Origin of the sequence: Psychrobacter sp. Marseille-P5312 (assembly GCF_900291405.1) — a bacterium.
GTDB classification, from domain to species: domain Bacteria; phylum Pseudomonadota; class Gammaproteobacteria; order Pseudomonadales; family Moraxellaceae; genus Psychrobacter; species Psychrobacter celer.
Genome location: NZ_OLML01000001.1, coordinates 903,879 through 917,621 on the forward strand (window position 1 = coordinate 903,879; position 13,743 = coordinate 917,621).

At 45.3% G+C, this 13,743-nt stretch carries 13 protein-coding genes and 2 pseudogenes; 7 read left to right on the plus strand and 8 right to left on the minus strand.

What is annotated here, in order from left to right; translation table 11 throughout:
• Nucleotides 1-5: 5 nt before the first annotated feature.
• Nucleotides 6-446 carry a transposase family protein gene (locus tag C6W44_RS03890; protein ID WP_105243994.1) on the minus strand — a complete coding sequence of 147 codons (441 nt, stop codon included), beginning with the start codon at nucleotides 444-446 and terminating at the stop codon, nucleotides 6-8.
• A 281-nt stretch (nucleotides 447-727) separates the two neighbouring features.
• Between C6W44_RS03890 and C6W44_RS03895 the strand changes: the two genes are divergently transcribed.
• From C6W44_RS03895 to C6W44_RS03915, 5 genes and pseudogenes are all read left to right on the plus strand, one after another.
• Nucleotides 728-1,462, plus strand: a complete 735-nt coding sequence (locus C6W44_RS03895; RefSeq protein WP_025645672.1) for a heavy metal response regulator transcription factor — start codon at nucleotides 728-730, stop codon at nucleotides 1,460-1,462.
• Nucleotides 1,452-2,987, plus strand: a complete 1,536-nt coding sequence (locus tag C6W44_RS03900; protein ID WP_105244299.1) for an ATP-binding protein — start codon at nucleotides 1,452-1,454, stop codon at nucleotides 2,985-2,987. The genes C6W44_RS03895 and C6W44_RS03900 overlap by 11 nt, the downstream gene beginning before the upstream one ends.
• 119 nt (nucleotides 2,988-3,106) lie before the next feature.
• Nucleotides 3,107-3,286: pseudogene (locus tag C6W44_RS03905) on the plus strand (restriction endonuclease subunit S); the annotation flags it as partial.
• A 206-nt stretch (nucleotides 3,287-3,492) separates the two neighbouring features.
• Nucleotides 3,493-3,780, plus strand: a pseudogene (gene thyA, locus C6W44_RS03910) (thymidylate synthase); the annotation flags it as partial.
• Between the two features lie 49 nt (nucleotides 3,781-3,829).
• A complete protein-coding gene (locus tag C6W44_RS03915) occupies nucleotides 3,830-4,405 on the plus strand; it encodes a dihydrofolate reductase (RefSeq protein WP_105244301.1) in 576 nt (191 codons plus the stop codon).
• A gap of 98 nt (nucleotides 4,406-4,503) precedes the next feature.
• Here the strand turns inward: C6W44_RS03915 and uvrC are convergent, their stop codons facing one another.
• Nucleotides 4,504-6,348, minus strand: coding sequence for an excinuclease ABC subunit UvrC (gene uvrC, locus C6W44_RS03920; protein WP_105244302.1), 1,845 nt, complete (start codon nucleotides 6,346-6,348; stop codon nucleotides 4,504-4,506).
• A 142-nt stretch (nucleotides 6,349-6,490) separates the two neighbouring features.
• The gene (locus tag C6W44_RS03925; protein WP_105244303.1) at nucleotides 6,491-8,017 is read right to left on the minus strand and encodes a DUF3360 family protein; all 1,527 of its coding nucleotides are present in this window, start codon (nucleotides 8,015-8,017) and stop codon (nucleotides 6,491-6,493) included.
• A 440-nt stretch (nucleotides 8,018-8,457) separates the two neighbouring features.
• Here C6W44_RS03925 and C6W44_RS03930 point away from each other — a divergent pair, with 440 nt between their 5' ends.
• Nucleotides 8,458-9,018: a DUF4442 domain-containing protein gene (locus C6W44_RS03930; protein ID WP_105244304.1), complete on the plus strand. Its 561-nt coding sequence runs from the start codon at nucleotides 8,458-8,460 to the stop codon at nucleotides 9,016-9,018.
• Between the two features lie 245 nt (nucleotides 9,019-9,263).
• Here the strand turns inward: C6W44_RS03930 and rplS are convergent, their stop codons facing one another.
• From rplS to rpsP, 4 genes are all read right to left on the minus strand, one after another.
• Nucleotides 9,264-9,686, minus strand: a complete 423-nt coding sequence (rplS, locus tag C6W44_RS03935; RefSeq protein ID WP_105244305.1) for a 50S ribosomal protein L19 — start codon at nucleotides 9,684-9,686, stop codon at nucleotides 9,264-9,266.
• A gap of 197 nt (nucleotides 9,687-9,883) precedes the next feature.
• Complete coding sequence (trmD, locus tag C6W44_RS03940; protein WP_105244306.1) at nucleotides 9,884-10,654, minus strand: tRNA (guanosine(37)-N1)-methyltransferase TrmD; 771 nt, start codon at nucleotides 10,652-10,654, stop codon at nucleotides 9,884-9,886.
• A gap of 127 nt (nucleotides 10,655-10,781) precedes the next feature.
• Nucleotides 10,782-11,315 carry a ribosome maturation factor RimM gene (gene rimM, locus C6W44_RS03945; protein ID WP_105244307.1) on the minus strand — a complete coding sequence of 178 codons (534 nt, stop codon included), beginning with the start codon at nucleotides 11,313-11,315 and terminating at the stop codon, nucleotides 10,782-10,784.
• A gap of 190 nt (nucleotides 11,316-11,505) precedes the next feature.
• Entirely contained in the window at nucleotides 11,506-11,775 is a 270-nt protein-coding gene (rpsP, locus tag C6W44_RS03950; RefSeq protein ID WP_075101887.1) for a 30S ribosomal protein S16, read from the minus strand.
• A 250-nt stretch (nucleotides 11,776-12,025) separates the two neighbouring features.
• Between rpsP and C6W44_RS03955 the strand changes: the two genes are divergently transcribed.
• Complete coding sequence (locus C6W44_RS03955; protein WP_105244308.1) at nucleotides 12,026-13,516, plus strand: ATP-binding protein; 1,491 nt, start codon at nucleotides 12,026-12,028, stop codon at nucleotides 13,514-13,516.
• A 46-nt stretch (nucleotides 13,517-13,562) separates the two neighbouring features.
• On the opposite strand, the gene C6W44_RS03960 is transcribed toward C6W44_RS03955, so the two are convergent.
• On the minus strand, nucleotides 13,563-13,742 hold the full coding sequence (locus C6W44_RS03960) for a hypothetical protein (protein WP_105244309.1): 180 nt from the start codon (nucleotides 13,740-13,742) through the stop codon (nucleotides 13,563-13,565).
• Nucleotide 13,743 lies beyond the last annotated feature (1 nt).

The window sequence follows — 13,743 nt, forward strand, 5'->3', positions numbered from 1 at the left end:
CGCTTTTAGGGTGTGTTGTTTTTTCTTGCCGCTGTAGTAGTCGCTTTGGTTTTTTTTGGACGCTCAATTGGGGTTTCGGTGGCGTCGACAATGACGACTGACCAATTGATGTCCTCATCGACACGACTAGGCAGCTTTTTAGGCAATTCAAACTTGCCAGAGTCAATCAGTGTGTCTTCTACTTTACGAATGATACGGCTAGCAGAAGACTCATGAATACCAAAGTCCATACTGATATGATAAAGCGTGCGGTATTCACGCCAATAAGTCAGGGCGAGTAGTATCTGCTCCTTAAGACTAAGCACACTTGGTCTACCTGATTTGGTCTTAGATGCTTCATGCTCTTGCATGGCATCAAGCATGTCATAAAAGGTGGCTTTATGAATGCCAGTGTAGCGTTTAAAACCAGCGTCACTTTGTTTGAGTAGCTTATCTATGTTTGGCATATCTATTATGTAAGTAGAGTTCAATAATGTACGTTGTGTCTTACAACTACTTTTGCAAGAGGTCTAATAAATTATTAAATATTGAAACTAATTACCTGTAGTAATAATTCATAGTAGCTACTCGTATCAAGAATGAGCCGCTATGTACTATAGGTATAGATTAACAAACGAAGACTGACCATTTGATGACGAGCGCATGACATCTTTGTCAGATACCAGTCCGTTTTGTCATTTATATTGATTTGGGTATTATAAAATCATAATTATATTGAAGGATTACTATGAAAGTACTACTAGTAGAAGATGAATTAAAACTCGGCGAATATGTAAAAAAAGGCTTAAGTGAAGCAGGCTTCATTGTTGATCATCAGCTGACAGGTTTAGATGGCTACCATGCTATGATGACTGAAGAGTTTAGCGTGATACTCATGGATGTTATGCTGCCTGATGTTAGCGGTTTTGAGCTAGTACGTAATTACCGAGCGGCTGGCAAGCATACGCCAGTGTTATTTCTAACCGCAAAAGATGATTTAGATGACAAAATCAAGGGGATTGAGATTGGCGGTGATGATTATCTGACCAAACCTTTTGCCTTTGCAGAGTTAATAGTCAGGATAAAAAGCTTATTACGACGCGCCAATCAAGCCGACTATAAAAGTACGCTCATGCAAATAGCGGATCTCAAAATGGACATTGCCAAGCGCACTGTACATAGAGGAGACACACCCATTAAACTAACCGCAAAAGAGTTCTCCCTATTACAGTTTCTATTAGAGCGCCGCGGTGAAGTATTACCACGCTCAATCATTGCTTCACAAGTATGGGATATGAACTTTGATAACGATACTAATGTGATTGATGTGGCAATAAGACGTCTGCGTATAAAAATAGACGATGAGTTTGATACCAAGCTAATTCATACTGTGCGTGGCATGGGCTACCGATTAGATGCTGTCGACGTTTCAGCTAGTAATAAAGCTGCCAGCGAAACGGAAGATAGCCAATATGATAAATAGATTGGACAATCGACGCTTACCCTTACTATGGCGAACTGTGTTTTTATTGACGATATTTGTCGTTTTATCGCAGTTGATAATCTATATCTGGGTACAGCACTCTGTTAAAAGCCATTTTGAGCAAATGGATGCTGAAATCATTACCCACGCAGCCTTTAATCTACGTAAGCGCGTAACAGAGGCGGATAACCAAATAGCCTCTCAGACACTACCTAAGCCTCAAAGTCCATCAAACACTCAACAACCGCTAAGCTCGAAAGCTTCTTCAAATCTACTTCCTACAATAGCCACAGAAAATGATGATCACCTGCATTCATCAGCGCTAGATTACGATCTAAAAACTATCATTGCTGATAAAGAGGGGCGATTGCTATCTAGTACTCCCAAAAACTTTGCTAATGAATTAAGTGCCGACTTTAACCTATTATCATTACAGCAAAATCATGATGACAGACAGTTTGTAATAAATATTAAAGACAGACGTTATCGAGCTATGGTTATTGGAGACGATGACATGCTTGCCCTTATCGCCTTACCCATTGACGTGCATCATCAGTATTTATTACAGTTTAACCGTCAACTTAGTCTGATCCTATTTGCCATCACACTACTGTTGGTTTCAATAGCAGCCTTAAGCGTGTATTGGGGTTTTGCCCCTTTATCCACTATCGTGAAAAGGATGAAAGGTATTCATCCTGAAAGATTGAGCGAAAGAGTAATAGTTAGTGATATGCCATTAGAGCTAAGACCTTTAGCAGAATCCTATAACTCGATGATGGCTAAGCTTGAAAGCAATTTTGAGTCGTTGTCGCGATTTTCAGACAATATCGCGCATGAGCTACGCACGCCAATAGCGACGCTGATTACGCAAACGCAAGTCATGTTAAATAAGCCTAGAGAGGAAGAGGAATACATTGAGCAATTGCATCATCAGCATGATACGTTAAAGCAGTTATCCGCCATGATTAACGATATGTTATTACTGGCAAAAACTCAAAAAGAGCTGAGTGATTCGCAAATCAGTCATGTCGATATAGAGAGCTTGATCACAAAGCTTATAGATTATTATGAGATGATTGCTGAGGATCGTGAGATAATCTTTGAAAAATCGGGTGATTTTAAAACAGTACTAGGTGATAAAGGCTTATTGCAACGGCTGTTTGCCAACCTGATGTCAAATGCGATTTATTATGCGGCTAGTAATAGCACTATTATGATATCCGCTACTGTCCTCACTTCAAGCACCTCGCTTAATGCGCCAAAAGACGATATTCAATCCCCAGAGCAGCTCTGGTTAAGAATAACTATGACCAACCGTCTAGACAAACCATTAAATCAGATTGAAGCCGATAAACTGTTTGAGCGATTCTATCGTCATGATAAAACGAATACGATGCATTCAGGAACAGGCTTAGGCTTATCTATTGTGCAAGCTATCGCCAATGCTCATAATGGCAAAGTTAGTATTACTATCAAAGATGAGTGTCTTTTTGAGGTTGCTGTAAAGTTGTTGATTGCCAGGTAGTAAATACCTTCATACTGTCTATGAACGAGCCTTTCCTAAATTTCGTGTAAGTACTTCTACAATCTAAATGATAGTTACACACTTTTTAGGAAAGGCTCGACAATGCAAGAGCTAATCTTAGCATGGGAAATATATCAAAATTTTTAATTCCTATACCTCCTCTAGCTGAACAACACCGTATCGTTGCTAAAGTCGATGAACTAATGGCTATTTGCGATCAGTTAAAAGTTAAGCTACAGCAGTCTCAAGAGACACAGGTTCAGCTTACCGATGCGTTGATTGATAGGGCTTTAGGGTGAGTTTTAATGTTGGAGCAATCACGTTTTATATGCCTTAGTACAACTAAAAGAAATAAACAAGACCTTCTATTAGCAGTGATATTTTAAAATCAGGTATAATAACCTTGTATGTATAACCCATATTGTGCAGAATTAAAAGTGCACAATGCTATTATAGCTGTTAAGGCTATGTTATTAGGCGTCTTGTGCATAAATTAGGGGTTATAATATTCATAGGTGTGCCGTTCAATATCGCCAGCTATGCCCTACTGACCCACATGATTGCGCAGGTTTGTGGGCTGGGCGTGGGCGAGTTTATCTGGACCGGCGGCGACTGTCATATTTATCAAAACCACCGCGAGCAAGTCGAGCTGCAACTGACGCGTGAGTGTTATGCACTACCGACATTGACGCTCAACCCTGATGTTGATGATATTTTTGCGTTTCGTTTTGAGGATATTAGCGTAAACGGTTATGCATCACATCCCGCTATCAAAGCAAAAGTCGCGGTATAAAGACTGTTTTTTTACTTCATATGATTGACGAAAACAATAAGGACATATTATGAGTTATGCCAATACCCAAGTCGCCCAAATCGCTGCTATCAGTAGCAATCGCTGTATCGGCAAGAACAATGAGCTGCCGTGGCATATCTCAGCAGATTTGCAGCATTTCAAACAAATGACCACCAAAGCAACAGACGATGCGGTTCAAGGTATCGTCATCATGGGGCGCAAGACCTTTGAGTCAATGGGCAGCAAGCCGTTGCCAAAACGTGTCAGCTTTATTATCAGCAGTCAAATGGACTACGCCGAAAAGAGCGGCCTAGTAGGCAAAGACAATGCGTATGTGGTGCATAATTTGGATGATGCTTTAACGCAAGCTGCCAGTCTCGCCCATGGTGCTCACTTAGATACGATTTGGGTCATCGGCGGCGAGCGGGTATTTCGTGATGCCTTTATGTACACCGATCGTATTGAGCTGACACACGTCGATACCGAGATCCCTGACGGCGAGGCGTTTTATCCTGAATTGCCGAGCGACTTTGCAGTCGCAGAAGCGTCTGAGTCGATGCATGATGAAAAAAGCGGATTGGATTTTAGATTTGTGACTTACCTAAAACAGGCTACTGAATCATAAAAACGTACTCTTCATCAATGACTCAAAAATGGGGCTGCTTCTTTATCTAGAGCAGCCCCGTTTTCTATAAACATAGCGAAACTTTACCCATATATAGCCTACTCATGCAGCACTTTATAAATGGTCTTGGCCAATACTGGACCGATGCCCTGTACACCCGACAGCTCTTGCTGTGAAGCCCCTAGCAGTTGCTGCATCCCGCCAAAGTGGTTGAGCAAGTCGCGGCGGCGTTTTTCCCCCAGCCCTGGTATTACCTCCAGCACCGACGACGAACGGCGCTTATCGCGCTTTTTACGGTGCGCCGTGATGGCAAAACGATGCGCCTCATCGCGAATATGCATCAATAAATGCAGCGCCTTGCTGTCCATGGGCAGATCCAGCGGCTCATGATCGATAAAATGTAATACTTCTAAACCCGCCTTGCGCCCTTCTCCTTTTGCCACACTCACAAGCAGCGTGCCATTTAAAATACCCAGCTCGGTCAGCACTTCTTTGGCGATATTAAGCTGACCTTTCCCGCCATCAATCAGCAACAGATCAGGCAGTGGCTGTTTTTTATAGCGCCGCGTCAGCACTTGCTGCATCGCCGCATAATCGTCACCGCCTTGGATATCATGAATCGCATACTGACGGTAATCGCGGCGGCGCGAGCCTCCTTGATCGAACACCACACAGCTACCGATGGTCGCCTCGCCCATGGTGTGCGAGATATCAAAGCACTCGATACGGTCTATGGCGCGATCAGTGACATCAGCCAGTACGTCCTTTAGCGCACCAAAGCGCGCATGCAGCTCTAGATAGTCGCCCAGTTTGGTTTTTAGTGCATTGTTGGTATTGAGCTTTGCCAAGTCCAGCCACTCTGAGCGGTGCTCGCGCACATTGGTTTTGATAACGACTTTACTCTCAAAGTGGGTGGCCAATGCTTCGCTGATTGCTTGTTGGTCAGGTAGCGCATGACTGAGAATAATCTCACTTGGCAAGTCGTCGGTCACCTGAAAATAAAACGAGGTAATAAAGGCGGACAAATTATCCGCGAGCGACTCACTGCTATCGACATCAGGGAAATAGTTTTTACCACCGAGTACGCGGCCGCCACGCACCGTCAGCACATTGACACAAGTCATGCCTGCCTGACTTGCAATGGCAATCACATCGGCCTCACCTTGCACCGTATAGACGGCCTGCCGCGCTTGTACTTCGCGCAGCATAGAGAGCTGATCCCGATAAAAGACTGCTTTTTCAAAATCCAACGCTTCAGCAGCACTTTCCATCTTTTCAATTAGCGCACTGTGTATGTCACTTGAGTCGCCTTTGAGAAAACGAATGGTGTTATTCACATCTTCTGCATATTCTTCTGGCGACACCAAGCCCACACAGGGCGCACGGCAACGCTTGATTTGATACTCAAGGCACGGACGCTTACGCTGCTTAAAAAACGTATTGGTACACTGGCGCATCTGAAACATCTTTTGCATCAGCACCAAGGTTTCTTTGGCCGCATGAGCAGAAGGAAAAGGCCCAAAAAACCGACCTTTTTGGTGATTGCCTTTGCCGCGGCCATAAGCCAATCTTGGATAAGGCTTATCCGCTGAGATAAACACATACAGATAAGATTTATCATCACGCAGTAGGACGTTATAAGGGGGACGGTATTCTTTAATCAGGTTTTGCTCAAGCAGCAATGCCTCGGTCTCACTACGGGTAATGATGGTCTCGATATCGTGAATCCGTGCCACCAGTGCCCGCGTCTTTGGATGGTCAATGGTCTTAGCGAAGTAGCTATTGACGCGACTTTTTAACGATTTTGCCTTGCCCACATATAAAATATCACCGTTTTTACCCAGCATTTTATAGACCCCTGGCAAGTTTGGCAGGCGCTGAATTAGATGTTTGAGGCGGGCTTTTTTATCATCGACGGGACTCGACTCTGAGACATTAACCATAAAATTTATTGCTCTTAAGACACTGATATACAGCTATTTATGGGGCGGCAGCCTACGTTTTACAAGCCATCAAACTTATCCGCTTACACACAAAAAAACCAGCACGAGGCTGGCTTTTCTTTTTTTGTGGTAGGCAAAATTTCTAATGACGGAAGTTCGGTAATAGTGCAGGAATGCCCGGCAACATCCCAACCACCGCCATGACACCAGTCAATATCACAAAGGTAATGACAGGAATAATCCAGCGGCTCATCTTTGATAGGCTCGCACTACGCTCCTTTGAGCCAATCAAACCTAGGTTATCAAGCACCAAGGTAATCGACCAGCCAAAGGCTGGGTTGACCAATGCCGAGGCAAAGACCACAATCGCAGCAGACTGCGTGGTTTTACCTTCGCGCGTCATCTCCATCCCCGCCTCAAGCAGCGGAATAAAGACCCCGACGATCAGTGCCACACACATCACCGGCTCCCAAATCGCCAAATCCATCGGATAGCCCCAGATACCAGCAATCAAACAAAACAGTCCTGTGAGTACCGCACCCGCTGGAATCGGGCGTTTGGCAATCGCAGCTGGTACGATATACGTACCCCATGATGACGCAAAGTTTGCGCCGCCAAGGATAGAGCCTGCGACCTGACGGATAGAGGCACTGGTCATCGTGTCATCGATATCCATCAACACGCGCTCGGTACGCTTTGGGTAGCTGATCTTTTGAAAGACCTGATGACCCAAAAAATCCGGTGACCACATAGCGACGGCCAATACCGCAAATGGCAATACCACCACAAAGCTTTCAATCGTCGGTAAGCCTAGCATCCAGCCCGTGTCCTCCCCCCACCAGTACATCGGGTTCATATTTGGCAGGCCAGGCGCTGTCTCAAAGGCAAAAGGCGCGCCCATGGCAAAGGCCACACCGCCACCTAACAAGCAGCTTAACGGTACAGCCAGCCAGCGCTTTTGAAAGTTTTCTAACACCGCGTACAGGATGATGGTCAGCAAAATCACCACAAAGGCGATATGCGCCATGCCGATACCTTCGGCCCATGCAAAAAGATTTTTGACCTGCGAGAGGGTGCCAATAAAACCCAAATAAAGCAGCAGACCGCCACACACGCCTTTACTGGTCAAGTTTGCCAGCAGACTGCCTCCTTTACTAATGGCTAGTAATAGCCCAAAAGCACCGATGAGCAAGCCAAAGGCCATCGGGTGACCACCAGCAGCAACGACGATAGGAATCAGTGGAATCAGTGGCCCGTGCGTACCAGCAAGGTTGGCCGTCGGTAGCAGAAAGCCTGAGAATAAAATCACAAAGAAAGCGACAATTAACAGCTCATAGCGCACATTTTCTAATACAAAGGCATCGCTTAGCCCAAGCGGCCCTGCAAACGTAGCGGCAATAGCGCCTACCATCACGACCTTACCGATCGTTGCGGCCATCGCAGGGATGGTATCTTCATACTCAAAACGATAATCACGAAACGGCAAGTTTACCCGCCAGCGCTTGGGCTGCATGATTTGTAGTTCATGATTTAGATAGGCGTCACGACTCTCAAAGCTTGAGCTGGGCTTGTGTAGATCAAGGTAGCTGCCTTGTGGCTCGCTGTCGTAATTGGATGGACTTGATAGTGGCGGAGTAGACCCTGAGGCAGGGATCTGAGTGTTACTCATCACATTTCCTTATGTCGACTGAGGCTTCGATGGACGGGCAGTGCACTGACGTGACTTGATAAAATCACAGGGCAGTACAAATTGCAGGCTATTGTATGCCACAGGACAGTGAAATGCGAGCGCGAAACCATATAAAGATACTATGCGTCTCGGTTTGATTGATAACTTAAAGTTTTAAGTTGTCATTTTTGCAAACTTATCAATCATTTATTTTAGAAAAACAACCACAGATTGCTTAGCGATGACCGTGCTCAGGGCGACGTGCTACCTCATATATTCATCATTTACCTTATTTATAATGAGGCATACTTACGCTTTAAACCTAGCGGTAAAGACGATTTTTACTTATGATAAATAGCTTTCACGCTAGATACCCTGCAACAGGTGTCAGCCATTTGACTTAATAATTAAAAATCGAAAAGAAGTAACAGGATTCCTTTATGAGCTTACTACCCACCAACCTTGAGACCTTAAAGCGTCGCGCCAAACAAAGCATCATGCCATTGTTGACACCGCATTTACTCAAACTGCGTATCAACACCTACGCGCCTTACGTCGGAGCTGGCATCAAAATCGAGCATATCAGCCTCGATCAAGGTTTATGTGTGGTCAGTATGGGTTTGAATAGCTTAAATAAAAACATCGTCGGCACCCAGTTCGGTGGCAGCCTCTATTCTATGGTTGATCCGTTTTATATGCTCATGCTGATGCATCAATTGGGCAGTCATTATGTGGTATGGGACAAAAGCTCACATATCGACTTTGTCGCGCCAGGCCATAGCAAAGTTACCGCAAGGATGAAGATACCGAGCGCTGAAATTATTACCATTCAAGAGCTGGCCAAAGATGGAGGGGCGGTATTTCGCGACTACAGTGTCGATATCGTCGATGAGCAGCAAAAAGTTGTGGCCACTGTCACCAAAACACTGTATATCCGTTTGCGTAAGCACAGCAAATCAAAGGACCAAAGCATACGCATCGACACCGCTGATAGCGCCTAATCTCATGCATCTGCGTTCATAGGCACACATGTATTTTCGCCCATACAAAAACCCCAATCCAGCTATCGCATAGATTGGGGTTTTGTCTTTTTGGTATGGCCCGCTTATTTATAAATAAACCTATGAATAAGGGCTGGTATCTATGCTTGTCCGAGCCTTTGCTGGCAGTGATAATCACAGACTAACAAAGACTCAGAGCACCGCTTAGATACTTATGATCACGTATGTGCTCACGTAACTTGTGCTTAGATGCCTGGCGCTGTTTCAACCGCATCAGGAACACCAGCGTCAGTTTTTTTCTGAGCTGTTGGACGAGCACCAAGCTTTTCGCGGATACGTGCTGATTTACCAGAGCGCTCACGTAAGTAGTATAGTTTCGCACGACGAACCGCACCACGGCGTTTCACTTCGATGCTATCGATCAGTGGTGAATGCAACTGGAATGCACGCTCAACACCGACGCCGCTTGAGATTTTACGTACGGTAAATGCTGAGTTTAAACCGCGGTTACGCTTAGCGATGACCACACCTTCAAAAGCCTGTAGACGCTCACGCTCACCTTCACGTACTTTTACTTGTACGACAATGGTATCACCGGGTGCAAAGCTTGGGTGTTCACGCAATTGAGCGTTTTCGATGACCTGAACCAATGGATGCTTGTTGCTCATGAGAGTTATCTCCTCACATTAGATAATAGAGGCTTCACGCATATCACCTGTTTGTAATAATGAATTGCATCTTATTATAAAAAGACGCAACGTAAATGGGTTATAACCAACGGCCACAATATGATGACTCGTTTTATTATTGCTCAAAATTTTATTGTTTAACTGTTTATCAAATTTAAAAACGATAAAACAAAAGGTTAACCCCTATTTTTATCTGTTTTTGCCAGTGCCTTTAGCCACTTCGCTTGCTCTACCGTTGGGGTAAACGCCTGCCATAAGTCTGGCCGACGCGCTTGCGTGCGACTGACTTGCTGAGCAAAACGCCACTTAGCAATATTGGCATGATGACCTGAGAGTAATACCTCAGGGACGCTCATACCTGCAAACTCATGCGGCTTGGTATAATGCGGACAATCAAGCAAACCATCGACAAAGGAGTCTTGCTCAGCGGACTGATCATCGCCCATGATATCAGGCAAACGACGTATCACACTATCCATCAATACCATGGCAGGCAGCTCACCGCCTGTCAGCACATAATCCCCCAATGACACTTCCCTATCGACATATCGTGATAGTAAGCGCTCATCAATACCCTCGTAACGACCGCACAATATAATCATGCCATCGTACTCAGCCATGCTGACCACACTACTCTCACTGAGCGTCTGTCCTTGTGGCGACATATAAATCACCGGACAGTGCTCACTATCGACACGGCAGCCGTGCTGACTCGCTCGCAAGCGCGCATCCTCTATGGCTTTTGATAATGGCTCAGCCATCATCACCATGCCAGGACCGCCACCATACGGGCGCTCATCAATACGGCGGTAGTTATCGGTGGTATAATCACGGGGATTAATGCACTCAATCGTCACGTGCTCTCCAGCGACTGCCCTTCCTGTGATACCAAAATCACGAATCGTGGCAAACATCTCAGGAAAAATACTAATGACGGCAAAATACATCTGATATCTACTTAATTGACGCAGTGATCATACTGGCGCTAACGCCAAAAAATTGTCTTACTCATACTATTAATAGTTATTAGCTACTTGATTAATAGATATTTGACTAATATCTATATCTATTTAACTAATAGTCACTTGGCCATGCCACCAGCACCGTTTTTTCAGTCATATCGACCTCAATGACGGTTTGTTTGTGCCACGGAATCAGGCGCTCTTCACCATCCAAACTGTCTGAATTTGCTTTCACGCGCATGATGTCATGCGCGCCAGTTTCAAACATTTCGGTGATATCGCCTAGATACTCTTCTTGCTCGTTTATCACGCGCAAGTCGATCAAGTCTGACCAATAATATTCATCCTCAGCCGTTTCTGGCAAGACGTCTTGCTCGACCCAAACGGTCACACCGTTCATGGTTTCAGCAACATTGCGATCAGGAATTTGCTCAAATTGAGCCACAAGTCCTGTGCCTTGCTCACGCCATGCTTTCACCGTCAAAGGCTTCATGCCAGTGGCAGTTTTCATCCACCACGGCTGCATGTCAAATATCGCCGTCCGATCCTCTGTATCACTAAATACCCACAGCCAGCCTTTAATACCATAAGGCTTTTTAAGCTGACCGATTTTCATAAGGGTACTAGCGTCTGGAGCAGATGACATAACGGCTAACCTAGTAATGACTAACAAACAGTAAGTAAAACAATCACGATTAAAGCAACAATCATTGAAAACTGCGTTAAAAGCGATAAACAGTTAATGGCGCACCCTGGTCAGACCAGTTACGCTGTGTGTTCTCAAGTCTATTGAGACTGCCATAGTCAAACTATAGGCACCTCAGCGACCAACAAACTTAAGCAGTGGCTTCAGTTTGAGCGGCAGACTTGCTATAAGCTTTTGCTAATGAAGCAACGCGATCTGAAGGCTGGGCACCTTTGGCGATCCACGCATTGTACGCTTCCATGTTTAGGCGTACTGCTTCTTCAGACTCTTTAGCGAGTGGGTTAAAAAAGCCGATGTTTTCAATATAGCGACCGTCACGCGCGCGGCGTTGATCAGCAACAACTACTTGATAAAATGGGCGTTTCTTGGCACCGCCCCGTGCTAAACGAATAACAACCATGTGAATTCTCTCTTTCGCAGGTATACCAAAAAGGGCATAATTATATCACAGTCTTGATTTATTGAAAACATAAACTGTGCTTATTTAATTATTTATTAACAATAGCTTAAATGGCTATCGATGTAAAATCCTTCTAGGATTTGCATATGGCAATCCTCTGCTATTGCGCCGTTATTTTTGGTAGATGACATCCTTTCTAGACCAAATAACGCTATACTTTATAACGCCTCATGTAACCTACTGGATTGTTATGACTCCATCAAATCTACCAACCCGTCGCAAAGGCTGGCTTGCGCGCTCTTACTCCAACACTTGGCTGACGACTTTGATGGTCGCCTTTATCGTGCTGATCAGTGTCAGTTTATCGATTTTGTTTTTTTGGCGCAGTCTGTATTTGCCAGAGCTCAAAAACCATGCGCGTTATTTGACCAGCGAGCTAAAGCTGATGAATAGTGTCAATAAAGACTGGCAAGCGCGTCCTGAGGTACGCCAGTGGATTTATCGGCACTCACATGTGGTGGTGGTGGATAATCCAAGCGACTTTCCGGAGGTGGCTGATAAAGCCTTTGTCGGTATCTTTACCAACGTGTTGCAGCGAGAGATTGGCGCTCAATTAGGGCGACCTGTTGAGGTGTATTTTAAATTTAAGCCCACGCCGCAATTATGGGTACAAGACAGTCGTGACGACAGTTTTTGGATTCGTGAGCCTGTGGTGTATTACTCACAGTATAGCCCAAGTCTGCTGGTGTTATTTTTGATTGGTTTGCCTATCTTGTCCTTGCTCACCATTGTTTTACTGGCGCGACAATTAAACCGCCCGCTGCGCTATCTGCAGCGCGCCGCGACCAATTATATTCGTCTTGGTCACGCCACCACCCTGCCCACCCAAAAAGGCCCAACAGAGATACGTCAGGTCAATATGGCCTTTAATCGCCTATTTACCACGCTCAGCCAAGCGCAAAAAGAGCGTACCATCATGCTCGCCGGTATCTCACATGATTTGCGGACGCCGCTGACCCGAATGCGGTTGACCGCTGAGATGCTGCCGGATGATTTTTTTCGTGAAGGGCTGATTTATGATATTGAAGATATGGATGCGATTTTAGAGCAGTTTATCTCGTTTATGAAAGATGGCTCCGATGAGCCTGTGAGCCTGACCAATCTGGACACCATATTTAATGAAATCATGGTGCAATTTGCGCCAATGGAGTTTATCTATCAATCTGAGTGCCATAAAGTGGTACCCGTCAGGCCGCTTTCTATCAAACGTTTGATTATCAACCTTATAAATAATGCCAATCGCTACGGCAAACCGCCCATTTATCTATCGGCAACCGTCATACCGACCTTTGTCGAAACCGCTGTAGATGAAGAAACCGATGTGGTGACGGAAAACGTAGTAAACCAAGAAGCACAGGAACAATTGGTAATTTGTGTGCGCGATTGCGGCGATGGCGTGGCAGAAGACCAATTAGAGCGAATCATGCAACCATTTGAGCGCGGCGAGACGGCACGTACCACACAAGGCAGTGGTCTAGGCTTAGCCATCGTCAGCCGTATTGCAGGGTTACATCATGGTACGGTTGAGGCCATCAATCACCCTGATGGCGGTTTACAAGTGTGCGTACGTATACCGCTACTCTCTAAGGTGGCTGGCGATGAAACCTTAGCCGCCGATACGCCCACTGCCTCAGAGCCATCTGATGAGAAACAGGTCACAGACAAGCCGCCTAACCCTTAAAAGTTAGGGTTAGGGGCAGACTCAAGCCGCCCCTTGGTCTTAAATCTCAGTCTTTGCTACCAATCACCGGCGGGATGTGCTTAGCACTATTGGTAAAGGCCAGCGGCTGGGTAATCTCCGCTTTGGCCGCCTCTACGGTCTGAGTGTTACTCGGCTGCTGCACAAATAAATAATACCCCAAGGTAATCGCATTTACTATCACCAACCCGCCAAATAAGTATGGCATC